25 protein-coding genes and 1 pseudogene are annotated in these 24,360 nt (G+C 65.5%); 16 read left to right on the plus strand and 10 right to left on the minus strand.

Translation table 11 applies throughout. The features are described from left to right. Positions 1–688, minus strand: a pseudogene (locus tag DY468_RS21575) (hypothetical protein); the annotation flags it as partial. A gap of 650 nt (positions 689–1,338) precedes the next feature. Here DY468_RS21575 and DY468_RS21580 point away from each other — a divergent pair. Both DY468_RS21580 and DY468_RS21585 read left to right on the plus strand, forming a co-directional pair. Next, positions 1,339–1,593, plus strand: a complete 255-nt coding sequence (locus DY468_RS21580) for a hypothetical protein (RefSeq protein ID WP_205512590.1) — start codon at positions 1,339–1,341, stop codon at positions 1,591–1,593. Then, a complete protein-coding gene (locus tag DY468_RS21585) occupies positions 1,590–2,573 on the plus strand; it encodes a D-2-hydroxyacid dehydrogenase family protein (protein WP_164607226.1) in 984 nt (327 codons plus the stop codon). Before DY468_RS21580 ends, DY468_RS21585 begins: the two co-directional genes overlap by 4 nt. A gap of 101 nt (positions 2,574–2,674) precedes the next feature. On the opposite strand, the gene DY468_RS21590 is transcribed toward DY468_RS21585, so the two are convergent. Genes DY468_RS21590 through DY468_RS21600 form a run of 3 tightly spaced genes read right to left on the minus strand, consistent with a single transcriptional unit; the run spans position 2,675 to position 5,544 of the window. Next, a complete protein-coding gene (locus DY468_RS21590) occupies positions 2,675–3,898 on the minus strand; it encodes an alpha/beta fold hydrolase (RefSeq protein WP_164607228.1) in 1,224 nt (407 codons plus the stop codon). A 13-nt stretch (positions 3,899–3,911) separates the two neighbouring features. Continuing rightward, positions 3,912–4,802 carry an NAD(P)-dependent oxidoreductase gene (locus DY468_RS21595; protein WP_164607229.1) on the minus strand — a complete coding sequence of 297 codons (891 nt, stop codon included), beginning with the start codon at positions 4,800–4,802 and terminating at the stop codon, positions 3,912–3,914. Positions 4,803–4,860: 58 nt separating this feature from the next. Further along, positions 4,861–5,544 carry a GntR family transcriptional regulator gene (locus DY468_RS21600; RefSeq protein WP_164607231.1) on the minus strand — a complete coding sequence of 228 codons (684 nt, stop codon included), beginning with the start codon at positions 5,542–5,544 and terminating at the stop codon, positions 4,861–4,863. 116 nt (positions 5,545–5,660) lie between these two features. Here DY468_RS21600 and DY468_RS21605 point away from each other — a divergent pair, with 116 nt between their 5' ends. The 6 genes from DY468_RS21605 to DY468_RS21630 all read left to right on the plus strand — a co-directional run bounded on the left by DY468_RS21605 (position 5,661) and on the right by DY468_RS21630 (position 10,627). Continuing rightward, positions 5,661–6,881 carry an ABC transporter substrate-binding protein gene (locus tag DY468_RS21605; protein WP_164607233.1) on the plus strand — a complete coding sequence of 407 codons (1,221 nt, stop codon included), beginning with the start codon at positions 5,661–5,663 and terminating at the stop codon, positions 6,879–6,881. 12 nt (positions 6,882–6,893) lie between these two features. Beyond that, positions 6,894–7,754: a branched-chain amino acid ABC transporter permease gene (locus tag DY468_RS21610; RefSeq protein ID WP_164607235.1), complete on the plus strand. Its 861-nt coding sequence runs from the start codon at positions 6,894–6,896 to the stop codon at positions 7,752–7,754. Then, on the plus strand, positions 7,751–8,722 hold the full coding sequence (locus DY468_RS21615) for a branched-chain amino acid ABC transporter permease (protein ID WP_164607237.1): 972 nt from the start codon (positions 7,751–7,753) through the stop codon (positions 8,720–8,722). Before DY468_RS21610 ends, DY468_RS21615 begins: the two co-directional genes overlap by 4 nt. Beyond that, positions 8,722–9,447: an ABC transporter ATP-binding protein gene (locus tag DY468_RS21620; RefSeq protein WP_205512592.1), complete on the plus strand. Its 726-nt coding sequence runs from the start codon at positions 8,722–8,724 to the stop codon at positions 9,445–9,447. The genes DY468_RS21615 and DY468_RS21620 overlap by 1 nt, the downstream gene beginning before the upstream one ends. After that, on the plus strand, positions 9,444–10,166 hold the full coding sequence (locus DY468_RS21625) for an ABC transporter ATP-binding protein (RefSeq protein WP_164607239.1): 723 nt from the start codon (positions 9,444–9,446) through the stop codon (positions 10,164–10,166). The genes DY468_RS21620 and DY468_RS21625 overlap by 4 nt, the downstream gene beginning before the upstream one ends. A gap of 89 nt (positions 10,167–10,255) precedes the next feature. Next, entirely contained in the window at positions 10,256–10,627 is a 372-nt protein-coding gene (locus DY468_RS21630) for a carboxymuconolactone decarboxylase family protein (RefSeq protein ID WP_164607272.1), read from the plus strand. 11 nt (positions 10,628–10,638) lie between these two features. On the opposite strand, the gene DY468_RS21635 is transcribed toward DY468_RS21630, so the two are convergent. Then, positions 10,639–12,072, minus strand: a complete 1,434-nt coding sequence (locus tag DY468_RS21635; protein ID WP_164607242.1) for an NAD-dependent succinate-semialdehyde dehydrogenase — start codon at positions 12,070–12,072, stop codon at positions 10,639–10,641. Between the two features lie 253 nt (positions 12,073–12,325). On the opposite strand from DY468_RS21635, the gene DY468_RS21640 reads away from it, so the two are divergent. The 8 genes from DY468_RS21640 (at position 12,326) to DY468_RS21675 (ending at position 20,134) form a co-directional block, all read left to right on the plus strand. Continuing rightward, a complete protein-coding gene (locus tag DY468_RS21640; RefSeq protein ID WP_164607244.1) occupies positions 12,326–12,718 on the plus strand; it encodes a hypothetical protein in 393 nt (130 codons plus the stop codon). Further along, positions 12,715–13,572, plus strand: coding sequence for an alpha/beta fold hydrolase (locus DY468_RS21645; RefSeq protein ID WP_164607246.1), 858 nt, complete (start codon positions 12,715–12,717; stop codon positions 13,570–13,572). The genes DY468_RS21640 and DY468_RS21645 overlap by 4 nt, the downstream gene beginning before the upstream one ends. A gap of 10 nt (positions 13,573–13,582) precedes the next feature. After that, a complete protein-coding gene (locus tag DY468_RS21650) occupies positions 13,583–14,794 on the plus strand; it encodes an ABC transporter substrate-binding protein (protein WP_164607248.1) in 1,212 nt (403 codons plus the stop codon). Positions 14,795–14,833: 39 nt separating this feature from the next. Then, on the plus strand, positions 14,834–15,751 hold the full coding sequence (locus tag DY468_RS21655) for an NAD(P)-dependent oxidoreductase (RefSeq protein WP_283808791.1): 918 nt from the start codon (positions 14,834–14,836) through the stop codon (positions 15,749–15,751). Positions 15,752–15,764: 13 nt separating this feature from the next. Further along, entirely contained in the window at positions 15,765–16,514 is a 750-nt protein-coding gene (locus DY468_RS21660; RefSeq protein WP_164607252.1) for an IclR family transcriptional regulator, read from the plus strand. Positions 16,515–16,557: 43 nt separating this feature from the next. Beyond that, the gene (gene tcuA / locus DY468_RS21665) at positions 16,558–18,006 is read left to right on the plus strand and encodes an FAD-dependent tricarballylate dehydrogenase TcuA (protein WP_205512594.1); all 1,449 of its coding nucleotides are present in this window, start codon (positions 16,558–16,560) and stop codon (positions 18,004–18,006) included. Further along, positions 17,990–19,192 (plus strand): tricarballylate utilization 4Fe-4S protein TcuB, encoded by a 1,203-nt coding sequence (tcuB, locus tag DY468_RS21670; protein ID WP_164607254.1) that lies wholly within the window; start codon positions 17,990–17,992, stop codon positions 19,190–19,192. Before tcuA ends, tcuB begins: the two co-directional genes overlap by 17 nt. 96 nt (positions 19,193–19,288) lie before the next feature. Then, a complete protein-coding gene (locus tag DY468_RS21675) occupies positions 19,289–20,134 on the plus strand; it encodes an N-acyl homoserine lactonase family protein (RefSeq protein WP_164607256.1) in 846 nt (281 codons plus the stop codon). A gap of 60 nt (positions 20,135–20,194) precedes the next feature. Here the strand turns inward: DY468_RS21675 and DY468_RS21680 are convergent, their stop codons facing one another. From DY468_RS21680 to DY468_RS21700, 5 genes are read right to left on the minus strand one after another with little or no spacing between them, the layout of a single operon-like run. Beyond that, entirely contained in the window at positions 20,195–21,016 is an 822-nt protein-coding gene (locus tag DY468_RS21680; RefSeq protein WP_164607258.1) for an aspartate dehydrogenase, read from the minus strand. Between the two features lie 22 nt (positions 21,017–21,038). Continuing rightward, the gene (gene cnbZ / locus DY468_RS21685; RefSeq protein ID WP_164607260.1) at positions 21,039–21,788 is read right to left on the minus strand and encodes a 2-amino-5-chloromuconate deaminase CnbZ; all 750 of its coding nucleotides are present in this window, start codon (positions 21,786–21,788) and stop codon (positions 21,039–21,041) included. A gap of 43 nt (positions 21,789–21,831) precedes the next feature. Then, positions 21,832–22,563, minus strand: coding sequence for an ABC transporter ATP-binding protein (locus DY468_RS21690; protein WP_164607262.1), 732 nt, complete (start codon positions 22,561–22,563; stop codon positions 21,832–21,834). Next, positions 22,556–23,305 (minus strand): ABC transporter ATP-binding protein, encoded by a 750-nt coding sequence (locus tag DY468_RS21695; protein WP_164607264.1) that lies wholly within the window; start codon positions 23,303–23,305, stop codon positions 22,556–22,558. The genes DY468_RS21690 and DY468_RS21695 overlap by 8 nt, the downstream gene beginning before the upstream one ends. Further along, on the minus strand, positions 23,298–24,233 hold the full coding sequence (locus DY468_RS21700) for a branched-chain amino acid ABC transporter permease (protein ID WP_164607266.1): 936 nt from the start codon (positions 24,231–24,233) through the stop codon (positions 23,298–23,300). The genes DY468_RS21695 and DY468_RS21700 overlap by 8 nt, the downstream gene beginning before the upstream one ends. Between the last annotated feature and the right edge of the window lie 127 nt (positions 24,234–24,360).

Consider the following 24,360-nt stretch of genomic DNA (forward strand, 5'->3'; position numbering starts at 1 on the left):
CGGGTGGGTTGGTCGTCTGGGTACCGCCTCCGTCGCTACCAGTCGGCGTACCGCCGGGTGGGGTGGTGATGGTGATGCCGCCCCCCGTCGTACCGCCGGTGCCGGGATTACCCCCGGTCGTGCCGATGCCATCGGTGACTCCAGGGGCCTGGGTGGCGCTGCTTCCGGAGCTGTCCGGCGCACCGCGCGCGGCGATGGTCGTCGGCGCTCCCGCATTGTCGGTCGCAACGTCCGCTCCGGTGCCACTGCTACCAGCACCGCCGCCACCACCGCCGCCGAGCGGCGTTGCGGCGAGCGGCGTGGCGCCCGGAGGCGTGGTCACCGGTGCGATCGCGGCTTGTTGCATCAGAAGGCTCGACGGCTCGGCAATCGGTGCACCCGGCCCGTTGATGGAGCCGCCGGAAGCGGCTGGAGCGGTCTCCAGGGGCACGCCGAGATCGGGCGTGTTGACGTCGGTCGCCGTTGAGGCCGAGGGCGCATAGCCCTGGCTGACGACCAAACCTGGCACCTGCGTGGTGAGGGCCGGGCCCGCCGGTGCCGTCGCCGCCGAGGTTCCTGCCACAGGTGCGCCCATGGCGTCGTTCGCCGGCACCGCGCCAGATGCAACCTGGCTGGGATCGAAAATATCGGCCGACTGGTAGATCTTCGATTCCAGGACTGAGGTGGTACCGGCGGACTCGGTGCTCATGACGGACTCCTGTTCATGCGTCATGAATCGCGCGGGGGCTCTTAAGGAACTCTGACAAAAACCTCGCGAAAACAGTATTTTATAAGCAAAATCAATGGTTTATCCAGGTAGAATTACGGGGGGTGAACGGCCTTCCACGATGGAAACGGTGCGCCAGGCGGCGGGTCGGTTCTGCCCGTGTCGCGGAAAAATAAAGCGATAAAGCAGGTAGTTAGCTGGCGCCTATAGCCGCCGAACGAGCGCCTGACGCCTGTGCCCGGCACAACTTCACCGTGCGTATCAAGCTGTCGTGATCTACCTGCGACATAGTGGCAAGACCGACTTGGCAACGACCAGCGAACGCGCGACAGCGACCACTCAAGGTGAGCGACGATTTTGGGGGAAGTTGTCCAGTTTCTGTCTCACAAGCTTGCGTAATCGAGTCAAAGCTGGCGGCGGAGGAGAACGCCGCATCGCGAGGTGTCACGGCGGGGACGAGCCATAGCAGTGAAGCCGCGGACGATATGCACTCCCTCCACCCAGGCCCTGCAAAGAAGCGAGGACGACAGACGCGCCCGGCTGCATGTCGAGCCTCTCGGCCGCAGATGTGATTTGCCCTTCTTAGGCGACGGCCATCTGATGCAAAGGCCTGAACGACGGGATTGCCGATCATGAACAAAGAGCCTGCTCTGCTGCCGGAGCGAATGCCTCCATCCAGCGGTCTGCTTGAATTCCTGCAATGGGTCGCCGCGCAACCGCGCACGTATCGCGAAACCATGGATGCGTGGCGCACAAGCTGCCCGCGTTTGCCTGTTTGGGAGGATGCGGTGGACGCCAGGCTCGTCGAACGAGTGAACGTGGAGCAAACAACGCTTGTTCAATTGACGGGCGCGGGTCGCGACTTGCTGGCGGGTGCGCGCCCATGAAGGTCACCATCCTCGATGATTGGTTCGATACGCTGCGGACGCTGCCGTGCTTCGCAAAGCTTGCCGGTCACGAGGTGACCATCTGGAACGACCATGTCGAGGACGAAGACGAGCTCGCCCGACGCTTAGCTGAGACCGAGGCTCTCGTACTGATCCGGGAGCGAACTGCAATTCGGGCCGGTCTTGTCGATCGTCTCCCGCGTTTGCGGCTCATCAGCCAGCGCAGCGTTTATCCGCACATCGATATCGCAGCCTGTAGCCGATTAGGTATTGTCGTATCGTCCAGTCAGCATCCCGGCGTTCCGTCGTATGCGACGGCTGAACTGACCTTTGCCCTGATACTCGCGGCGATGCGCCGGATTCCTCAGCAGATGGCATCGCTGAGGGCAGGGCATTGGCAAATGTCGGTCGGGACAACCGCCCGCGGCAAGACTCTCGGCATTTTCGGCTACGGCCGCATCGGCAGGCAGGTTGCGGAATACGCCCGCGCTTTTGGCATGGATGTGGTGTTCTGGGCGCGTGAAGCCTCGCGAGCTAAAGCGCAGTCAGAAGGCTGGGCGACGGCGGCGAGCAAGGAGGCGTTCTTCGAGGACAGCGACATCATAACGCTCCATATGCGTTTGGTCGAAGCGACACGTCATATCGTATCGAGTTCGGATCTCGCGCGAATGAAACCTACGGCACTCATCGTCAATACCAGCCGTGCCGGCTTGATTGCGCCCGGAGCATTGGTTGCAGCGTTGAAGGCCGGGCGTCCGGGAATGGCTGCCGTCGATGTTTATGAGGAGGAGCCGCTGCGCGACCCGCAGAACCCGCTGCTACAGATGGATAACGTTGTCTGCACGCCCCACATTGGTTATGTGACGCGCGAGGAATGGGAGGCGCAGTTCAGCGACGTGTTCGACCAGATCATCGCCTACGCCTCGGGGGCGCCCATCAACGTGGTCAACCCTGAGGTTCTTGAGCAGCAGCGAACTTGAACAGCCGTCAACTCGGCGCCTGCCGGCTCCGGAGACGTCGAGGGCCGTCGCAACGAGATGGTCACCTGCTGATGAGCTGTCACCTGCTGATGAAAATGACTTCAGCGCTGCTCTGTCAGCGTGGCGAGAATGGGCCGCAGATACTCCAGTAGCCTCGGCGGGTTCTCCGTCATCGGGAAATGCCCGAGGTCGGGCATCTCCGTGACGGTGGCGCCGTCGATCCATCCGGCCAGCGCGTAAGCGTCTGAGACCGTCGCGGAGAAATCGTAGTGACCGATCATCAGGTGCACGGGAATGCGGCTGCCGTCGATGCGCTTGGCGATCGGCTCACCGTCGAATTCGTCCGAGTAGAACACGAGATCGCCGTCGTACACGCCTGGCGCGCCTTGCGCGTAAATCCAGGCGGCGCGGCGGCGATCTTCCGCCGGGCTCGACGGACTCATTAGTCCGCGCACATAGGCGGCCGAATGCCAGCCGCCATTGACCTTGGCATGGGTGAGGTGAGGATTGCGCCGGCCACGCGGACGAAGCGGCGCTTCGAGCGCGATGACGGCCGTGACCAGGTCCGGCCGCTCGGCGGCAAGAGCGAGCGCAATGCCGGCGCCCATCGAACAGCCGATCAATGCGACCGGCCTGCCGATGGCCTGCTCGATGAAACTGATGCACCAGTCGAGATAGGTCGCCTGATCGAGCTGGTAGATGCCGCCGTCCCAGCCGAGTGGCGGCAGGGAGCGGCCGTGATGGGGCATATCGAAGCCGATCAGGTGCCAGTTGCTTCCGAGCTGTGGGTCGCACATCACCCCATGAAACTGCCGCGTGTCGGCACCGGCCGTATGCAGGCACAGTACAGGCGCGCCCTGGCCGGCGCTCTCTGCGTAGATGTTGCAAATTGCGCCGCCGGCGCTGCGTATGCGGTGATAGCTTCCGCTGAGCCGCGTCAGGTCGGGCTCGCCGTGCGCCGGCTCGGCCGTGGTCAGGTGAGCAAACACGACTTCGAGGAACGCGCGCGCCTGGGCGATGACCAGTGCGTCCCCGCTGACGACGAAGTTCGGATTGCGCAACTGGATCGACGAGAACGAGTGATAGGTCGGTCGCGGGCAGGGCGCCAGCGCCTCCCGCCATGCGCCTTCGGATGCTGACAGCGTGATGTCGGCAAGGCCGGGAGCGGCCGCAATCATCGGCCCGTCTGCCGAGCAGACGATGGTGACGGCTTCGTGCCCGATCGCGAAAGTGACTGCGACGTCGAGCCCGCGTGCCAACGACCTGGATTCCGGGGCGGCAACCGCCTGTGCCAGCCGATCGCGGAGCTGATCGATCAGCGCCATCTGCATCGTTCGATCAACGTTTGGCCGTCAGGTAGCGGCCGATCTCCACATGGTCGGCCCCGGGTCCAAGCTCCTGCATCGCGGCGCTCCACAGCGCCGATACCTCGTCCGCCAGCGGCGCGCTGACGCCGATATCGTGCGCGAGCTCGTCGGCGGTGCGGATGTCCTTTGCCATCAGCGCCAGCGAGAACCCCGAGGTGTACTTCTCCGGGATGACGAACTGCTTGAGCTTGTTCTCGGTCGAGTTGTTGCGTCCGGTGGAGGCGTTCAGCACGTCGACCAGGACCTCGGGCTCGATGCCGAAGCGGCCACCAATGGCGAGCGCTTCCACCGCCGCGGCCAGACCGGCGGCGGAGACGTAGTTGTTGAGCGCCTTGGCGGCGTGGCCGGAGCCGAGCGGGCCGGTGCGAAAGATCGACTTGCCCATCGCCTTCAGGACCGGCTCGGCGCGATCGATGGTGGCGCCGTCGCCGCCGGCCATGATCGCCAGACTGCCGTCGATGGCACGCTTGACGCCGCCCGAAACGGGGGCATCGATGAAGCCGAAGCCGGCGGCGATCAGTTCCTCGCCGAGCGCGCGCGTGCCGATCGGCGCCGACGAACTCATGTCGATCACTACCGCGCCTGGCGCGAGGTGAGCTTTGACGCCTTCGATCGCGCTCCGCACGATCTTGCCGTCACCCAACAGCGTGATCACGGCGGCGGCGCCGGCGACCGCATCTGTCGCCGTCGAGGTCGCAGTGCCGCCCGCCTCGGCATAAGCGGAGCGCGCTTCGGCCGAGATGTCGAAACCGACGACGTGATACCCGGCGCGTGCCAGACAGGCCGACATCGGACGTCCCATGTTGCCGAGGCCGATTACGGCAATGCGTGCGGGCGGATTGATGACAGCTGACTGTGACACTGGCGTTCCTCTCGGTGGTGTTTTGTTTTTGAAGATCGTGCTGAGCCGTCGTTGCTGCTCAGGTCTCGCCGCGGCGGAGGGCGTCGAGCGCGATGGCGGCGGCGTTGTTGATGTGCTGGACGCAGGCCTGTTCGGCACCGTCTTCGTCACCGCTTTCGATCGCGACGAGAATGCCGCCGATCTCCTGCAGGCTGCGACCGATGCGGTTGGGCTGCGTCATCGAGGTCATCCGCAGCACCGTCACCCGGTTCAGCAGCATCTTGAGAAAGCGCTCGACGAAGACATTGCCGCAGCCTTCGAGCAGGGCGGCATAGAATTCGGTCTTGGCGGCGAGGAGCTCGCTGCGATCATCGTTGCCGGCGACGGCGACCATGCGTTCGTACTGGGTTCGCAGGCGGCCGATGATCGCCGGGTCGCGACGCTTGGCGCATTCGCGGCCGGCGAAGCCTTCGAGCAAAGCGCGCAGATCGTAGAGCTGGGCCGCTTCGTCCGCAGTGATGGTGCTGACGATCGGGCCGCGGTGCGGGATCGTGGTGACCAACCCTTCGGCCTCGAGTTGCCGCAGAGCCTCGCGGATCGAGGTGCGCCCGACGCCGGTCTGCTCGCACAATTCGCGCTCGATCAACCGCTGTCCAGGCTTGAAGAGGCCGCTGCCGATCGCCGAGCGCAGGCGGTTCTCAACCAGCAGGCGAAGGCTAGTGGCTTCACGCGAGACATTGAGGTCCGAGTCAGTCTTGGGCATGCAGCGATCTGGCCGATTGTCAGACAATCTGTCAAGCAGCTTGACGGATGGTCTGATTTGTGGCGACTTCGAACCCAATCAAAACAGACCAGATCGGTCACCGGGAGGAAGAAACCATGTCGAAGATGTTGCCCCGTGCGGGGCTGAGCCGTCGTTCGCTGCTCGCCGGCACCGCGTCGCTGCTCGCCAGTCCGATGATCGGGAACGCGGCGCGCGCCGAGGCCAAGCCGGTCAACATTGGCGTGATCATGCCGCTGTCCGGCGCCAACGCGCAGTTCGGCATCAACTCCCGCAACGGCATCGAATTGGTCGCCGATGAAATCAACGCCGCCGGCGGCATCAAGGCGTTGGGCGGCGCCAAGATCAATCTGATCGTTGCCGACTCGACGTCGACGCCGACCACCGCCGGAACCGTTGCGCAGCGGCTGATCTCGCAGAATGAGGTCACCGGCATCCTCGGCGCGTTCGCCTCGTCGCTGACCATCGCCATCTCGGAAGTGACTGAGCGGCGCGACATTCCGCTGCTGACGATGTCGTTCGCCGACCAGATTACCGGGCGCGGCTTCAAGAACATCTTCCAGGTCGTCGCCAAGGCCTCGGCACTCGGCAAGGCGCAACTCGACTACACGCTGGCGATCGCGCAGGCCGCCGGCACCAAGATCGACAAGATCGCGATCATGTACGAGGACACGGCCTACGGTACGGCTCAGGCGAACGGGCTGCGGGCTGCCGCCAAGGCCGCCAATGTCGAAGTAGCGATGGACGACGCCTATCCGCTCGGCATCACCGACACCACGCCGCTGATCAACAAGCTGCGCGCCTCCGGCGCCCAGGCGGTGTTCCCGGTGTCCTATCTCAACGACAGCCTGCTGATCATCCGCACCATGCGTCAGCAGCGCATCACCATGCCGGCGATCGGTGGCGCGGCCGGCTACGTCATCCCGGATTTCGAGAAGGGCCTCGGCGAATTTGCCGAAGGCGTGCTGTCGATCGCTCCGGCGAACTACGATCTGGCGCCGGATCTCACCGAGCGTTTCCGTAAGCGGTTCGGCTACTTCATGGTGCACGAAGCGCTCGAACACGCTGTCGCCCTCGACGTGCTGGTGCAGGCGATCGAGAAGGCCAAGTCGGCCAAGGCCGAGGACGTCGCCGCCGCGCTGCGTGGTGCCAAGTTCACCGGCGGCTGGACCAGGGCGATGACCGGCGGCGCCGTTCAGTTCGATTCGACCGGTCTCAACGTGCTGTCTGTGCCGGTGATGGTGCAGTGGCGCAACAAGGAACTGGTGACCGTATGGCCCAAGGACGTGGCCAAGGCCACCGCCGAGTGGAAGAGCTGAGCGAAGTCTGACGTGTCCTTCGTTCAAGCGATAATCGACGGTCTTCTGGTCGGCGGCGTCTATGCCGTAATTTCGATCGGGCTCACCCTCGTCTACGGCGTGATGGGCATCGTGAATTTCGCGCAGGCGGAATTCCTGATGATCGGCATGTTCGTGTCGTGGTTCGCCTGGGCCTATCTCGGGCTCGATCCGGTTCTTGCGGCGCCGCTGTCGTTCGCGGTGTCGTTCGCGATCGGCTGGGTCGTGCAAGGGCAACTGATCTCGCGGGTGCTGAAGGCACCATCGGTCGCGCAGATCTTCCTCACGGTCGGGCTTTTGATCGTGCTGGAGAACGGCGCGCTGCTCACCTTCGGCTCCCAGTTTCGCTCGGTGGTGACGAGCTATCAGACGATGTCGCTGTCGCTCGGCGCGCTGTTCGTCAGCGTGCCGTATCTGATCGCGTTCGCGATGTCGCTGGCCTGCGGTGTGGCGCTGTGGTGGTTCATGCGCACGAGCTGGTTCGGCCGGGCGATGCGCGCCACCGCGCAGAACCCGATGGCGGCGCAGTTGATGGGGATCGATACAGCTCTGATGTACAAGATGGCGTTCGCGCTCGGCGTCGGGCTCACGGCCTTCGGTGGGGCGGTGATCCTGCCCTATGTCGCCGTGTTCCCCGGCGTCGGCGGACAATTCGTCGTGCTGATGTTCACGGTGGTGGTGCTCGGCGGTCTCGGCAGTGTCGCCGGCGCGGTGGTCGGCGGGCTCGCGGTCGGTGTCATCCAGGCACTGTCGTCGCTGGTGTTTCCGATTCAGCTCCAAAATCTGGTGCTGTTCATCGTCTTCATCCTGGTGCTCGCCGTGCGACCGCAGGGCCTCGTCGGAGCACGCCGATGAAACGTTGGCTTGCTCTCGCTGTCCTCATCGCAGTGGCGGCTGTGCTGCCGCTGCTGCTCAGCCCGACCGGATACTGGATCCGCGTGCTCACCTTCACGCTGCTGTTCGCCGCGATGGCGCAGGCGTGGAATCTGATCGGCGGCCTCGCCAATCAGACATCGCTCGGCCACGCGGCGTTCTTCGGCATCGGCGCCTATACGTCGACCATCTTGCTGCTGAAATTCGGCATCAGCCCGTGGCTCGGCATGTTTGCGGCCGGCGCGCTCGGCGGTCTCGCGGCGCTGGTGATCGCAATCCCGACGCTGCGGCTGCAGGGGCATTACTTCGCGCTGGCGACGCTGGCGTTCGGCGAGGTGATGCGGGTGATCGCGAATGTCTGGGCTCCGCTGACTGGCGGCCCCGGCGGGCTGTCGGTGCCGTTCACGCCGCCGAGCTTCGCCGGCTATTCGTTCAAGCAGCTCTTGCCCCACGCCTATATCGCGCTCGGCGCGCTGATCATCGTCACGGGGATCTTCGAGGTCATCCGGCGCGGCGCGATGGGCTATCGGCTACGGGCGATCCGTGAGAACCAAGCCGCAGCCGAAGTGATCGGCATCGACACCACCAAGGTGAAGCTGCAGACTGCGGTGATCTCCGGCGTGCTGATGGCGATGCTCGGCACGCTGTACGCCCAGGTCGCCGTTTTCTTCGATCCGGACACGGTGTTCAGCGCCGCGGCGATCTCGATCCGCGTCGCGCTGATCGCGATCCTCGGCGGCGTCGGCACTGCCGCCGGTCCGATCCTCGGCGCACTGTTCATCATTCCGGTGGAGGAATTGATGAACGACCTGTTCTCCGCGGGTGCCGCAGGTCTGTCCCAACTGATCTTCGGCGCGATCCTGATCGCGGTCATCCTGTGGAAGCCGCGCGGCTTCATCACGCTATGGGACGCGCTGCGTGCCCGCTTTGCCCGCGGGGAGACACGCTGATGACGATCCTCGATGTGCGCGGCCTGTCCAAACGGTTCGGTGGTCTGCAGGCGTTGTCGGACGTGACGTTCACTGTGCCGCGCGGGCAGATCGTCGGTCTCATCGGCCCCAACGGCGCCGGCAAGACGACGTTCTTCAGCACGCTTGTCGGACTGATCCGCCCGGACAGCGGAAGCATCAAGCTCGGCGACACCAGCCTGGTCGGGATGAAGCCGCACAAGGTGGCGGCGCTCGGCATGACCAAGACGTTCCAGAACGTCGCGCTGTTCGCCGAAAGCTCGGTGCTCGACAACGTGCTGACCGCTGGCCTGCTGCGCTTTGACGTCGCGACCGCGCGCGAGCAGGCGCTGATCTGCCTCGATCGGGTCGGGCTGAAGTCGGTGGCGCACAAGCTCGCCGGCGATCTGTCGTTTCCGGAGCGTGCGCGAGTCGAACTGGCGCGGGCGTTGTGCACCGGTCCGAAAGTGCTGCTGCTCGACGAGGTAATGGCGGCGCTCAATCCCGTCGAGATGCAGGAAATCATGGACCTGATCCGTTCGCTGCGCGACGACGGGCTGACGCTGCTCGTGGTCGAACATCACATGCGCGCCATCATGACGATCTGCGATCGCATCCTGGTGCTGAACTTCGGCAAGCTCTTGGCCGATGGCACCGCCCAACAGGTCGCCAACGATCCGGTGGTGATCGAGGCCTATCTCGGGCGCTCGGCGGAGGCGCACACATGAACGCCGTCACGCCTCTGCTCGAGATCAAAGGGCTCCATGCCGGCTATAACGAGGTCGATGTCCTGCACGGTATCGATCTCGAGATTCGCGACGGCGAGTTCGTCTGCATTATCGGCGCCAACACCGCCGGCAAGAGCACGATCCTGCGCGCGATCTCCCGTCTGGTACCGCGTGTCTCAGGCACGCTTCGATTCGCCGGGGCCGATCTGACCGGCCGCGCCGCGCACGAGGTGCCTGCACTCGGCATCGCTCATGTGCCGGAGGGGCGCCACGTCTTCCCGGACATGAGCGTCGAAGACAATCTGATGCTGGGCGCGTTCACGGCGCGCACCGCCGGCGATCTGCCGCAGCGGATGCAGCGGATCTTCGAACTGTTCCCGCGGCTGCGCGAGCGCCGCGGTCAGCTCGCCGGCACATTGTCCGGTGGCGAGCAGCAGATGGTGGCGGTCGGCCGCGCGCTGATGCTGCAGCCCAAGCTGTTGCTGCTCGACGAGCCGAGCCATGGCCTCGCGCCGAAGGTGGTCGAGGAGATGCACGACGCCTTCGTCAAGATCCACAGCGGCGGCACGTCGATCCTGTTGGTCGAGCAGAATGTCGGCCTCGCGCTCGATGTGGCGACGCGGGGTTACGTGCTGGAGACCGGGCGGATTACGCTGCAGGGCTCGTCCGCTGAGCTCGGCCAAAATCCCGCCGTTCGCGCTGCCTATCTCGGCATATGATCGAACGCATCAACCTCAACGAATCGAAGCAATTGCAGAGCGAAAGGACGATACCTGTGAGCTATGACCAGAAGATCACCCTTGGTGGCATGTTCGACATCGGGCTCTCGGCCCGCCGCGAAGTTCTCGGCGCGGAGTACGTCGACAAGTCGATGAAGTCGACCAACGACTTCATGATGGCGTTCCAGCACATCACCACCGAATGGTGCTGGGGCTACGCCTGGAATCGTCCGGGGCTCGATCGCAAGACCCGCAGCATGCTGAATCTGGCGATGCTCACCGCGCTCAACCGCGCCCCGGAGATCAAGCTGCATACCCGCGGCGCGATCACCAACGGCGTCAGCGTCGAAGAGATCAAGGAAGTGCTGCTGCACGCCACGGTGTATTGCGGCATTCCGGCCGGCCTCGACGCCTTCAAGGCGGCGAACGAAGTCCTGAAGGAAATGGGCGAGGTGGAGTAGCGACGACGTCGCTACCCCGCCGGGACAAACTGGTGTGAAACGTTCTTGGCGATGGTGTAGCACCCGAGGCCTTCGGTGCCGCCTTCGCGGCCATAACCACTGTCCTTGACTCCGCCGAACGGCGTTTCGGCAGTCGATGCCACGAAATGGTTGATGGTGAGATTGCCGGTTTCCACGTCGGTCGACAGCCGTTGCACGTTGTCGGCCGACCGGGTGAAGGCGTAGGCGGCGAGGCCGAAGGGCAGGGCGTTGGCCTTGGCGATCGCCTCGTCGAGGTTGCGCACCGGATTGATCAGCGCCAGCGGACCGAACGGCTCTTCGTTCATGGCGAGTGCGTCGTCGGGAATGTCGGCCAGCACTGTCAGCGGATAGTAGTAACCGCGGTTGCCGAGCCGCTGTCCGCCGGCCATCACGCGGGCGCCGCGTGATTTGGCGTCCGCCACCAGCCGCTCCATCGCTTCCACCCGTCGCACATTCGCCAGCGGGCCGAGCTGAGTGGCCGGATCGAGGCCGTTACCAATTCTGAGCTGCGCGGCGCGCTCCGCAAAGGTCGCGGCGAAGCGCTCGTACAACGATTCATGGACGAAGAACCGTGTCGGCGCGACGCAGACCTGGCCGGCATTGCGCGACTTCGCGGCGGCCGATGCGGCGGCGGTCGTGACCGGATCGACGTCGTCGCAGACGATGACGGGACCGTGGCCGCCGAGCTCCATGATCGCCGGCTTCATCGCCCGCCCGGCCATCGCGGCGAGGTGCTTTCCGACCGGAACCGATCCGGTGAAGGTGATCAGCCGGATGGTCGGATGCGGCACCAGATGATCGGAGATCGCCGCAGGTTCGCCGTACACCAGATTGAGGACGCCCGGCGGCAAGCCGGCGTCGTGGAAGGCGCGCACGAGCTGCAGGGCGCCTGCCGGCGTTTCTTCGGATGCTTTGAGGATGATCGAGCAGCCCGACGCGAGCGCACCGGCGACCTTGCGTGCCGGTGAGCTCATCGGAAAATTCCAGGGCGAGAACGCGGCGACCGGTCCGATTGGCTGACGATATACCGTGTGCTGCAGGCCGGGACCGGCAGGGATCACGCGGCCATACAGGCGCATCCCTTCGGTGGCATCCCATTCGATGATGTCGCAGCCGCGCAGGATCTCCAGGCGAGATTGGTCGAGCGGCTTACCTTGCTCCAGCGTCATCGCGACAGCCATTTGATCGACGCGCTCACGGATCAGCGCTGCGGCGCGCAAGATGATCTGGGCCCGTGCGTTCGGTGGGGTCTTGCGCCACAGCGCGAAGCCGCGCGCCGCTGCGTCGAGCGCATCGTCGAGGTCGGCGGTCGTCGCGTGCGGCACTGTGCCGAGCACGGTTTCGTCCGCCGGATTGATGATCGGCGCCCCGGGCCTGCGAAGCCAATGTCCGCCGACATAGAGCTCGATCTCTGGATAGGTCATTGCCAAGTCCGCTTGCTGTTTGAAGCGCGAGCGATGCTGCCCGCTTGCGTCGCATCCAATCATATGTTCCTATAACAGAACAAGCGTTCTGTCAGACAGAACTATAAGATAATCGCGACAAGATGGGAGGCGGCATGAAGGTGCAGGCGAGGGGGCGCGCTGAGAGGCTGCGGCGACGACAGTCGGGGCTCGCGGGATGCCTGCGCGTTGGCCGAGCCGCGCGTTTGGTTGCTGACGACCGAGGAGGTCGGCGTTGAAGCAATCGGAATCAATCGCCGAGACCTTCAATCGTCTCCCGGAGATGTTGGAGCGCGATCCGTCGCTGGTGCATCGCGGACGGATGCTCGACGTCGACTGCCTGCTCGGCTCGGTCGAGCAGGCGTTCCACGTCGCGATCCGTGCCGGCCGCATCACCGACGTTGCGCCGGCACCGGTGCTGATGCGGCCTTGGACCTTCGCGTATCGGGCGACGCCCGAGGCGTGGAGGGCCTATTGGCAGCCGATGCCGGCTGCGGGATGGCACGATTTGCTCGCACTCACCAAGCGTGGCGCCGCGACCCTTGAAGGTGACATCAAGCCGTTCATGATCCACCTGCAGTATTTCAAGGATCTGCTCGCGCTGCCCCGCACAGGAGGCGCGCGATGACCGGCCGAATTGAGCCGATGGTCGGCCGCTACGTGCACGTCGAGATCGCCGGCACGACGCACCGGATCTATTTCGAGGAGGCGGGGACCGGCATTCCGCTGGTCTGTCTGCATACCGCCGGCTCGGATGGCCGTCAGTGGCGCCATCTGCTGGCCGACGAGGAGTTCGCGAAGGACTTCCGCATCATCGCTTTCGATCTACCGTGGCACGGTAAGTCGAATCCGCCGGCGGATTGGGACGGCACTGAGTATCAGCTCACGACCGCGCGTTACACCGAGACCATCCGCGCGTTCTGCGCGGCGCTTGATCTCGATCGGCCGGTGGTGATGGGCTGCTCGATCGGTGGCCGTATTGTGCTGAATCTGGCGATCGACCACGCCGCCGAGTTCAGGGCGCTGATCGGCCTCGAAGCGGCGGACTTCCAGGCGCCCTGGTACGATACGGGCTGGTTGAATCGCCCCGATGTTCATGGCGGCGAAGTCTGTGCGGCGCTCGTATCCGGGCTGGTCGCACCGCAGAGTCCGCCCGAGACGCGGATGGAAACGCTGTGGGCCTACAAGCAGGGCGGCCCCGGTGTGTTCAAGGGCGACCTGTATTTCTATCGCGTCGACGGCGATCTGCGCGGACGAACAAAGGCGATCGATACCAGCGTGTGCCCGCTCTATCTGCTGACCGGCGAATACGATTTTTCCTGCTCGCCGGAAGACACGCTGCGCACGGCCGCAGGGATTCCCGGTACTGCGGTCGTGGTGATGGAGAAGCTCGGCCATTTTCCGATGAGCGAGAACCCGGAGCAATTCCGGCGCTACATCGCGCCGGTTCTTCAAGCCATCAAACAACAAAAAGCCATCTGAGGAGGAACCTATGACGACCCGAACATTCAAGAAAGCGCTGTACCTATCAGCCGCACTGCTGCTGTCGATCCTGCCTGCGAAGGCCGCAGAAACGATCAAGATCGGCGTGCTGAACGATCAGTCAGGTGTTTTTGCCGACAATGGCGGCACCGGTTCGGTTGCTGCCGCCAAGCTCGCGGCTGAAGATTTCGGCGGCGAATTGCTCGGGCGGAAGATCGAGGTGATTTCGGCCGACCACCAGAACAAGCCGGATATCGCCGCGGCGACGGCGCGGCGCTGGTTCGACACCGAGGGGGTCGACGTCATCGCCGATGGCGCAGCATCGTCGGCCGGCTTCGCCATTCTCGAGGTGGCGCGGCAGAAGAACAAGATCTTCGTGATCAGCGGGCCGGGCTCGTCCGACTTCACCGGCAAGGCGTGTTCGCCGGTTAGCTTCCACTTCAACTACGACACCTATGCGCTGTCGAAGATGACCAGCGACGCCGTCACCAAGGCGGGCGGCAATACCTGGTATTTCATCACGGCGGATTACGCGTTCGGTCATGCGTTGCAGCGCGACGCGACCAAGTTCATTGAAGCCGCCGGCGGCAAGGTGGTCGGCTCGTCGGCTCATCCGCTGGGCTCGACCGACATGGCGTCGTTCCTGCTGCAGGCGCAAGCCTCGAAGGCCAAGGTGGTCGGTCTTGCGACGTCGGGCGCCGACGTTCAGACCGCGATCAAGCAGGCGGGCGAATTCGGAATCGTGGAAAGCGGGCAGCAACTCGCCGGCCTGCTGGTGTTCATCACCGACGTCAACGCGCTCGGCCTCAAGGCGACGCGCGGGCTTCAGGTGACCACCTCGTTCTACTGGGACCTGAATGACGACACTCGCGCCTGGGCGAAGCGCTATTTCGCGGCGACCGGCGGCAAGGTGCCGAGCATGGTGCAGGCCGGCGTCTACAGCGGCGTGCATCACTATCTCGCTGCCGTGAAGGCCGCCGGCACCAAGGATCCGGCGATCGTCGCCAAGAAGATGCACGAGATGAAGGTCAACGACATGTACAACAAGGACGTCGCCGTGCGTCCCGACGGCCGTGTTCTGCACACGATGTATCTGGTGCAGGTCAAGAAGCCCGAAGAATCGAAGTACAAATACGACTACTACAAGGTTCTGACGACGGCGCCGGGCGAGCAGGCGTTCCGCCCGATGAGCGAGGGGAACTGTCCTCTGGTCCAGAACTGACGTTTATCCAGGGCGGGCGTGCCGTCGCGGCGCGCCCGTCTGCTTCGATCCCGGAATGAAAAGGAACTTGTAATGGCTGCGATCGGTTTCATCGGTTTGGGTGTCATGGGCGAGCCGATGTGCCGCAATCTGGCTCGAAAGTCGGGCGCTGCGGTCTATGGCTTCGATCGCGCGGATGCGCCGCTGCAGCGGCTTGCGGAGGTCGGCGTCGAGCGCGCCGCTTCGCTGGCGGATCTTGCCGACAAAGCCGACGTGATCTTCATGGCGCTGCCGAGCGGCAAACACGTTCAGGCCGTCTGCGAAGGCGAGGACGGCCTGCTGCGCCACGTTTCGGCGCGTCACACCATCGTGGATCTCGGCACGTCGCCGGTCGAGGCCAGCCGTGAACTGGCGGAGCGCTTCGCCGCCAAAGGGGCGGTGTTCGCCGATGCGCCGATCGCCCGGACGCGGCAGGCGGCAGAAGAAGGCACGCTGAGCGTGATGGTGGGGGCCGATGCGGCGACATTCGAGAAGCTGCGGCCGCTGATCGCGACGTTCGCGACCGACATCACCCATTGCGGCGGCGTCGGGGCCGGGCAGGTGGTGAAGATCCTCAACAACATGGTGCTGATGCAGACGGTGGTCGCGCTCGGCGAGGCGCTCGAGACCGCCAAACGCGCCGGCCTCGATGCCAAGCTGGTCTTCGAGACGCTGGCGAAGGGATCGGCCGACAGCTTCGCGCTGCGCAATCACGGCATGAAGGCGATGCTGCCCGACGTCTTCCCGGAGCGGGCGTTCTCGACCGAATACGCCCGCAAGGACATCTCCTACGCGCTCGATCTGGCGCGGTCGGTGTCGATCGAGTTGCCGGGCGCCGAACTCGCCGACCGTATGCTGGGCGAGGCAATTGACGCTGGATTTGGCGATCTCTACTGGCCGGTGCTGGCGCGCGTCATCCGGGCGTCGCGAACAGCTTAAGGGAAAAGGCGCGATGAAGCGGACGTCGACCGGACCGACCACCTCGGAGGCCCCAGCTCAGACCGGCGACGGCGTCGCGGCGGTCGAGCGGGCGCTTGCGATCGTGGCCGCGCTGGAGACCTCCGATCAGGCGATGAGCCTGGCCGAACTGGCGGTCCGCACCGGGTTCTACAAGAGCACGATCCTGCGGCTGCTGGGATCGCTGACCGCGACCGGCTACGTCACGCGATTGCCTGACGGCAATTACGATCTCGGACCGGCGGCATTCCGACTCGGCTTGGCCTTCACCCGCAAGAATGCGCTCGCTCATCATGTGGTGCCGGCGCTGCAGGAGCTGGTCGACCGCGGCACCGAGAGTGCATCGTTCCATGTCCGCCAGGATGCCGACCATCGGCTTTGTCTGTTCCGCGTCAATTCACGGCACGCCACGCTCGATCGCGTCGAGGCAGGCCAGAGCTACGCGCTGCTGCGCGGCGCCGCGGGTCACATCATCCTGGCCTATGACGGCCGTGCCGGCGCGCGCTACGCCGCGATCCGCGCCGAAGGGTTCGACGTGTCGCTCGGCGAGCGCGATCCGAGCTGTGCCGCGGTGGCGGCTCCGGTGTTCGGGCCGCACGACGTGCTGATCGGCGTCATCTCGCTGTCCGGTCCGCGCGAGCGCTTCGGCAAGACCGAAGTCGCGAACATGAAGCGTGTGCTCGGGCCGGTCGCCGAGAAGCTGACCAAGACATTGGGGGGCGTATGGCCGACGTATCGCGCTTGAGCGCCACGCAGGCCTTGCGCTGCGCGACGAGGGTGCGCGGCTGATGGCTGCGTCGCAGACCATTCCCGACGTGCTGGTGATCGGAGGCGGCAACGCGGCGCTGTGCGCGGCGCTGATGGCCCGCGAGGCCGGGGCATCGGTGGTGTTGCTCGAGGCTGCGCCGCGGTCGTGGCGCGGCGGCAACTCGATGCATGTGCGCAATCTGCGCTGCATGCACGACGCGCCGCAGGACGTGCTGGTCGACGCCTATCCGGAAGAGGAGTTCTGGCAGGATCTGCGCAAGGTCACCGGCGGACTGACGGACGAGACGCTGGCCCGGCTGGTGATCCGGCACTCGTCGCGCTGTCGGCCTTGGATGCAGGGTCACGGCGTCCGGTTTCAGCCGCCTCTGTCCGGTGCTCTGCACGTCGCTCGGACCAATGCGTTCTTCATGGGCGGCGGCAAGGCGCTGGTGAATGCCTATTACCGCAGCGCCGAGACGCTCGGCGTGACGGTCCGCTACGACACGCCGGTGCAGCGCCTCGATCTGAAGGACGGCCGCTTCGTCGCGGCGATCACCACCGGTGGCGAGCGGATCACGGCCAAGAGCTGCGTGCTCGCCTGCGGCGGCTTCGAATCCAATCTGGAATGGCAGCGCGAGGCCTGGGGGCAGAACGACCGCGGGGAGTGGCCGGCGGAGAACTTCCTGATCCGCGGTACGCGCTTCAATCAGGGCGTGCTGCTGAAGTTCATGATCGACGCGGGCGCGGATTCGATCGGCGACCCGACCCAGGCGCATTGCGTTGCGATCGACGCGCGGGCGCCGCTCTACGACGGCGGCATCTGCACTCGCATCGACTGCGTTTCGCTCGGCGTCGTCGTCAATCGGGACGCGAAGCGGTTCTACGACGAGGGCGAAGACTTCTGGCCGAAGCGCTACGCGATCTGGGGCCGGCTGGTGGCGCAGCAGCCCGGCCAGATCGCGTGGTCGGTGATCGACCACAAGGCGATCGGCCGGTTCATGCCGCCGGTGTTCGAAGGCACGCAGGCGGACACGCTGCAGGAGCTCGCCGAGCGCATCGGGCTCGATGCGGCGGCATTCACCGAAACGTTGTCGGCGTACAACGCCGCCTGCCGCCCCGGCACATTCGACCACACCGCGCTCGACGATTGCCGGACCGAAGGCGTCGCGCCGGCCAAGACTCATTGGGCACGGCCGATCGATACGCCGCCGTTCTATGCCTACCCGCTGCGCCCCGGCATCACCTTCACCTATCTCGGGATGAAGACCGATGCCACCGCCGCCGTCCGCTTCGCCGGTGTGCCGAGCGACAACTTGTTCGCCGCCGGCGAGATGGTTGCCGGCAATGTGCTCGGCCAGGGCTACACGGCCGGCGTCGGCATGAGCATCGGTACGGCGTTTGGCCGGATTGCCGGCGTCAACGCCGCGCGATCCGCCGGTTTCGCGCATCCGACCTTTGACGAGGAGTTTCGCTATGCGGCCGGTCGCTGAACCCGCCTCGCCGCCGCAGGAGACTGGCGCCTGCGAAGCCGTCAGCCTGACCAGCGCGCTCGGCGCCGACGAGGCCGAGATCGCGCGCGTCATGCAGATCTGCAACGCTTGCCGCTACTGCGAAGGATTCTGCGCGGTGTTTCCGGCGATGACGCGGCGGCTCGCCTTCGATCGGGCCGATACGCACTACCTCGCCAATCTGTGTCACAATTGCGGGGCGTGCCTGCACGCCTGCCAATACGCGCCGCCGCACGAATTCGCCGTCAGCGTCCCGCAGGCGATGGCGCGGGTGCGGGTACGTACCTACAAGGACTACGCGTGGCCACGGGCGTTCGGCCGTCTGTACGATCGCGCCGGCCTCACGGTCGCGCTGGCGCTGGCCGGCGGGCTTTCGCTGTTCCTGGCTCTGGCCGCCATGATGACCGGCGGCCTGACGCACGCGCCGCTCGCCGGCAATTTCTACGCGGTGTTTCCGCACAATCTGCTGGCCGTGCTGTTCAGCGTCGCGTTCTTCTATGCGGTGCTTGCGCTGGGCATCGGCGTGACGCGATTCTGGCGGGAGGTCTCGCCGGCGCGGGACGACGACACGGCCGAGGCGGCGCGCGCACGGGTGCCTGCCGCGGCGGAGGTTTTGTCCGACGTGGCGCGGATGCGCTATCTCGGTGGCGGCCACGGCGACGGCTGCAACGAGGAGAGCGACCGCTTTACGCTGTGGCGGCGGCGATTCCATCAGCTCACGATGTACGGCTTCCTGGTGTGTTTCGCCGCCACCTGTGTCGCATCGCTGTATCACTATGGATTCGGTCTGCATGCGCCTTACGGCCTGCTCAGTGCGCCGGTGGTGCTGGGGTCGATCGGCGGCCTCGGTCTGATCGTCGGGCCGGCCGGGTTGTTGTGGCTCAACCTGCGGCGCGATCCGCAGCACAGGGAGGCGTCGCAGCAAACGCTCGACCGTGGATTCATCGCGCTGCTGTTGCTGGTCAGTGCCACCGGTTTCGCGCTGCTGCTGCTGCGCGATACCCAATGGATGGCGCTGTGGCTGGCGATCCATCTCGGCACCGTGCTGGCACTGTTCCTGACGCTGCCCTACGGCAAGTTCGCTCATGGCGTGTTTCGCGGCGCCGCGCTGCTGAAGTTCAACATCGAGAAGCGTCTGCCGAACCGTCTCGGCCTCGGCGGCGATTGAACGGCCGACTGGCTGGCGCGCATGCCCCGGGCGGGGTATCGGATGGTCCAAGAGCACGATCGCCGAGCACGAGCGGTCGCACCGAAGGAGGAGCCTATGGTCAACCGGTTCAGCGCGACGGCCGTTCCGTCCAGCGGCACGAACGCACGCTATGAAGTCTTCGCGCTGCGCTACGCGACCATGCGCAATCGGCAGCCGCATCAGAATTTCATGTTTCCCGATCCGCATGAGACGGCGAGCGATCTCGATTACTTCATATGGGTGATCCGCGGCGAGGGACGGGTGATCCTGGTCGACACCGGATTCGGCGAAGTCTCCGCCAAGGAACGCAGCCGGACGCTCACCATCGACCCGGTCGATGCGTTACGCCGGTTCGGGATCGACCCGCTGGCGATCGAGGATATCGTCGTCACGCATCTGCACTACGATCACGCTGGAAGCCTCGACAGCTTTCCGAACGCACGCTTCCACATCCAGGATCGCGAGGTTGCCTACGCCACCGGGCGCTGCATGTGCCATCATGCTCTGCGGCATCCGTTCTCTGTGAACGACGTCACCGCACTGGTGCGGCACGTCTATGGCGGACGCGTCGTGTTTCACGACGGCGACGATGAATTGGCGCCGGGTATCAGCCTTCATCTGATCGGCGGCCATTCCAACGGGCTGCAGGTCGTGCGCGTCGAGACGGCGCGTGGTCCCGTCGTGCTCGCGTCGGACGCAGCCCACTTCTACGACAATTTCCTCAAGGAGAATCCATTCCCGATCGTCAGCAATGTCGGGGAGATGTGCGAAGGATGGCGCGAGCTGAAGCGGCTGGCCGGCGGGACCGACAGAATTATCCCTGGTCACGATCCGCTGGTGGCCGAGCTGTATCCAGCCGTGTCCGGGGATGTCGATGCATTCATGCTGCACGAGCGGCCACGGCGCCCAATCGCACCCTGAAACGGTGGCGCCTTCGGGCAGGCGAGCCGTTCGGTGCAACTGTCCGCCGATCAGATCGCTTCAGGTCCCAATTCGCATCGCCGCGTTCGTCTTGCGGAGCAATGCAATCGCCGAGAGTGCGGTGATAATTCCCGTCTTCGGGTTCTCTGATGGCACGTTCTCGATGGTCATCGAGAATCGTGCCGAGTCAGCGTCTACTTCGATCCGGTGAGTATTGCGGGTAACGCCTGGATCGGCCCAGATTTCCACGATCGTGCGATCCGGACCGATCCCGGCGAGCGATAGCGCCACCGCGACGTTCAGGTTTGCCGGAAATCCTTTGCCGGCCTCGCGGGCCGTGCCTTCGAACAACTTCAGCGGCGCGTCGACCCGATCGAGGTCGATGCCGTTATCGATGACGAACGGCGCGCCGCGGAAGCCGTCGACCGGTTTGCGGGTGATCATGCGCACCGAGTGGATCGTGCCCACGGCGGCGGCGGAGACGGCGTCGAGCCCGATCAGCGCGCCTGTCGGCACAATGATCTGGCCGCCGTGCGCCTTCGCGATGTCGATCAGGTCCGCGGCGTCGAGCAGCGCCGCAGCGCTGAGTACGATGGCGGACTTGCCCCGGCTGACGAAAGGCTCGACGATGGCCCGTAGCAGCCGGCTCGGCGCGGCCTCGATCACCAGGTCGGCGTCTTCCCACAGCCGCTCGGCGGTCCTGACCCGTGGCGGCGTGTGCAGCGACTGCAGGAAGCCGCGGTGCTTGGCCGGGTCGGCGGAGGCGACCGCCGTCAGCACCATGCCGTCGATGCCGCCGCGATCGAGTTCGCGCGCGATCGCCTTGCCGATCGCGCCGAGGCCCGCGATTGCAACGCGTTGCACGGGCCGGCTGCTGGTCATGGTCGCCTCCGACGGCTCGCCATCACACCACACGCTCGCGATGCACGCAGCGGCAATCCATCTCGTAGTCGAGTCCTTCGACCGGCGGACGATTGAAGTGCCAGGTCAGGCCGTGACGGAACACGCCGCGTTTGCCGAGCTCGCTTTCCAGGATCGGATAGACGTCGTGCACGGTGTAGAGCTGGACGCCGGTGGTGTCGCGCCAGGTGCCGCCGAACGCACTCATCCGACGCTCCATCTCGCCGAGCACGTATTGCGCCTTGGCCCGCAGCCCGGCCGGGCTGGTGTCGCCGAGCGCGACGATGTGGTCGCGGTAGTTGGCCTTGCCCTCGACCGACTCGCCGCTGCCGGCGACGACGAAGGACGGCGGCGCGTTCTCTGCCGGCACCGTGTAGGAGAAGGCGTGGAAGCTCGGCTCGGCCGGCGGATCGATCTTGGGGCAGACATTGCTGCGCGCGATCGGATTGACGCGGTCCTTCATGATCCCCCAGTCGATCAGGGTCTCGATGTAGATCTCGTTGAATGCCTTGAAGCCGTCCTCGGTGAACGGCGCCGGGGAGCGCAGCTCGCAGGCGCCGAACGCGGTGAGCGGCCGGCCGGCGGCTTTCAGGATCTCGGCGATCCTGGCGAAGCCCTGCTTGAGCGGCACCGGATCGGCGAACCGCACGCGCTCGATGGCGAAGCCGGGCAGCGCGGCGATGCCGCACGAATACTGGAAGACGCCCGGCATGTAGCGATAGCCGCTGTTCGGCGCCTCGACGGTCTCGATCATGATTCCTCTTTCACTTCGACGACAAAGAATTCGATGCTCCCGGTCATTCGTGCAGCACGCCGAGATAGGCGTCGCGGACGATCGGATCTGCGAGCAGCTCCTGGCCCGATCCTTCGCGGACGATGCGGCCCATATCCATGACGAAGGCGCGGTGGCACAGATCGAGTGCGATGGTGACGTCCTGCTCGACCAGCAGGATCGATGTGCCGTCGCGGTTCAGCACGCGCAGCGCGTCGACCAGTTGCTCGACCAGCAGCGGCGACAGGCCGAGCGACAGTTCGTCGATCATCAGCAGCAGCGGCGCGCTCATCAGGCCGCGGCCGATCGCGCACATCTGCTGCTCGCCGCCGGACAGCGTCGCGGCCTGCTGGTTCCGGCGCTCGCGCAGCCGCGGGAAGGTGGTGTAGACGCGGTCGAGATCGCGGCGGATCTCGGCGCGACCCGCCTTGCGGGCATAAGCGCCCATCAGCAGGTTCTCCTCGACGCTCATCGCGCCGAACAGTCGGCGGCCTTCCGGCACGTGGACGATGCCGTGCGCCAGCAGTGCAGCAGCACCGGCGCCGGTGAGGTCGCGGCCGTCGGACAGGATGTGACCGCCACGGACTGGAATCAGCCCCGACAGCGTTCGCATCAACGTCGTCTTGCCGGCGCCGTTGGAGCCGATCAGAGCGGTGATTTCGCCGCGGACGACGGCGAGGTCGATGCCCCACAGCACTTGTATTTCGCCGTAGCCGGCGGTGAGGCCGGCGGTCTGCAGGATCAGCGGTTCAGCCATGGCCGGCGCTCCGCTTGGCGTATTGCTGGCCGAGATAGGCTTCGACCACCGCGGGATTGCTGATCACCTCGCGCGGCGGCCCGTCGGCGATCGGATGGCCGTTGTGCAGCACCACGATGCGGGTGCAGACATTGAGCACCACCTTCATCAGATGCTCGATCATCACGATGGTGATGCCGTCCTTGGCGAGCTGGTGGATCAGCGCGGTGGCGCGCTCGACCTCGGCACTGTTGAGGCCGGCATTGACCTCGTCGAGGAACAAGAGCTTCGGCCTCATCGCCAGGGCCTTGGCGAGTTCGAGACGCTTGCGCATCGCCAGCGTCAGCGTTGCGGCCGGCTGGTCGGCCTGCGGCTCGAGTCCGACGAAGGCGAGGTGCTCCCGCGCTGCCTCGCGCGCTGTTTTCAGGCTGGTGCCGGGCTGCGAGAACAGCGCCGCGGCGGCGACGTTGTCGAGCGCGGAGAATTCGGCGAACGGCTGCACGATCTGGAAAGTGCGCGACAGTCCGCGCCGCGCCGCCTGATACGGCTTGGTCCGGGTGATGTCGCTGCCGTCGAACAGGATGGTGCCGGAATTCGCCGGCGTGACGCCGCAGATGGTGTTGACCAGCGTGGTCTTGCCGGCGCCGTTCGGCCCGATCAGGCCGAGCACCTCGCCGCGCGCCACCGACAGATTGACGTCGCGCAGCGCCTGCAGGCCGGAGAAGCGGCGCGAGACGCCGGTGAGGCGGAGCAGCTCAGACATGCTTCGCCCTCCGCCACAGCCGGCCGAAGCGCAGCGAGGTCAGGCCGTGCGGCAGGAACAACAGCAGCAGCACGATCAGCACGCCGAGGACGCCGGAGTGGATCTGGATGTAATTGCGCCACACGACCTCCTCGAGGCCGAGATAGAGCAGTGCGCCGCAGGCGACGCCGAACGGCGAGCCGAGCCCGCCCATCAGCGCCATCACGATCGGCTTCACCGAATACAGGATGTCGAACACGTCGGACGGGTCGATGTAGTGCACCCAGGCGGCGTAGACGCCGCCGGCGGCGGCGACGAAACAGGCCGACAAGCCGAACGCGATGCTCTTGGCCAGCGTGGTGTTGAGCCCGACCATCGCCGAGGCGGTCTCGTTCTGGCGGATGCAGTTCAGAGCGAAGCCGAGCCGGGAGCCCGCCACGAGGATCACCATCGCGGCGGTCAGCAGCATGACCAGCCACATCGCGTAAAAGAAGAATGTCGCTTCCGCCATCACGCTGGCGCCGGCGGACAGCGGGATGTTCAGCCCCATGCCGCCGCCCGTGAGGTCGGTGGCGTTGTTGACGACCTCGCGCAGCACTTCGGCGAGCGACAGGCTGGCGATGGCGAAATAATGCCCGCGCAGCCGCAGCAGCACCGCGCCGAGCAGCGTCGCTGCCACCATCGCCAGGGCCCCCGAGGCGGCGATCGCGGCCCATAGGGGCCAATCCTTGCCCATCAGCACACCGGCGCAATAGGCACCGAAGCCGAAGAACGCCGCGGTCGCGAACGACGGATAGCCGGCGAAGCCGCCGACCACGTTCCACGACAGTGCCAGCGTCGCGTACAGGCAGGCGATGGTGCCGAGACGCAGCGCATATGCGCCGCCGACCAGAGGGAGGCAGGCGAGGGCCGCGATCAGCACCAGCAGGGCGATGTTGCTCCGGCTCATCATTCGAAACCCTTCCGGCCGACCAGTCCCTGCGGGCGCAGGATCAGGAATGCGATCAAAAGTGCGAACGACAGCGTGGTGGCGTGAGACGGGCCGAACCAGGTGGAGCCGATGGTCTCGACCAACG

Origin of the sequence: Rhodopseudomonas sp. BR0M22 (assembly GCF_010907035.1) — a bacterium.
GTDB lineage: Bacteria > Pseudomonadota > Alphaproteobacteria > Rhizobiales > Xanthobacteraceae > Rhodopseudomonas.

Bases quoted from the DNA above. Each gene is read 5' to 3' on its own strand.
- DY468_RS21580 (WP_205512590.1), top strand. From the start codon at position 1,339: ATGAACAAAGAGCCTGCTCTGCTGCCGGAGCGAATGCCTCCATCCAGC.
- DY468_RS21585 (WP_164607226.1), top strand. From the start codon at position 1,590: ATGAAGGTCACCATCCTCGATGATTGGTTCGATACGCTGCGGACGCTG.
- DY468_RS21590 (WP_164607228.1), bottom strand. From the start codon at position 3,898: ATGGCGCTGATCGATCAGCTCCGCGATCGGCTGGCACAGGCGGTTGCC.
- DY468_RS21600 (WP_164607231.1), bottom strand. From the start codon at position 5,544: ATGCCCAAGACTGACTCGGACCTCAATGTCTCGCGTGAAGCCACTAGC.
- DY468_RS21605 (WP_164607233.1), top strand. From the start codon at position 5,661: ATGTCGAAGATGTTGCCCCGTGCGGGGCTGAGCCGTCGTTCGCTGCTC.
- DY468_RS21615 (WP_164607237.1), top strand. From the start codon at position 7,751: ATGAAACGTTGGCTTGCTCTCGCTGTCCTCATCGCAGTGGCGGCTGTG.
- DY468_RS21620 (WP_205512592.1), top strand. From the start codon at position 8,722: ATGACGATCCTCGATGTGCGCGGCCTGTCCAAACGGTTCGGTGGTCTG.
- DY468_RS21625 (WP_164607239.1), top strand. From the start codon at position 9,444: ATGAACGCCGTCACGCCTCTGCTCGAGATCAAAGGGCTCCATGCCGGC.
- DY468_RS21630 (WP_164607272.1), top strand. From the start codon at position 10,256: ATGTTCGACATCGGGCTCTCGGCCCGCCGCGAAGTTCTCGGCGCGGAG.
- DY468_RS21635 (WP_164607242.1), bottom strand. From the start codon at position 12,072: ATGACCTATCCAGAGATCGAGCTCTATGTCGGCGGACATTGGCTTCGC.
- DY468_RS21645 (WP_164607246.1), top strand. From the start codon at position 12,715: ATGACCGGCCGAATTGAGCCGATGGTCGGCCGCTACGTGCACGTCGAG.
- DY468_RS21650 (WP_164607248.1), top strand. From the start codon at position 13,583: ATGACGACCCGAACATTCAAGAAAGCGCTGTACCTATCAGCCGCACTG.
- DY468_RS21660 (WP_164607252.1), top strand. From the start codon at position 15,765: ATGAAGCGGACGTCGACCGGACCGACCACCTCGGAGGCCCCAGCTCAG.
- tcuA (WP_205512594.1), top strand. From the start codon at position 16,558: ATGGCTGCGTCGCAGACCATTCCCGACGTGCTGGTGATCGGAGGCGGC.
- tcuB (WP_164607254.1), top strand. From the start codon at position 17,990: ATGCGGCCGGTCGCTGAACCCGCCTCGCCGCCGCAGGAGACTGGCGCC.
- DY468_RS21675 (WP_164607256.1), top strand. From the start codon at position 19,289: ATGGTCAACCGGTTCAGCGCGACGGCCGTTCCGTCCAGCGGCACGAAC.
- DY468_RS21680 (WP_164607258.1), bottom strand. From the start codon at position 21,016: ATGACCAGCAGCCGGCCCGTGCAACGCGTTGCAATCGCGGGCCTCGGC.
- cnbZ (WP_164607260.1), bottom strand. From the start codon at position 21,788: ATGATCGAGACCGTCGAGGCGCCGAACAGCGGCTATCGCTACATGCCG.
- DY468_RS21690 (WP_164607262.1), bottom strand. From the start codon at position 22,563: ATGGCTGAACCGCTGATCCTGCAGACCGCCGGCCTCACCGCCGGCTAC.
- DY468_RS21695 (WP_164607264.1), bottom strand. From the start codon at position 23,305: ATGTCTGAGCTGCTCCGCCTCACCGGCGTCTCGCGCCGCTTCTCCGGC.
- DY468_RS21700 (WP_164607266.1), bottom strand. From the start codon at position 24,233: ATGAGCCGGAGCAACATCGCCCTGCTGGTGCTGATCGCGGCCCTCGCC.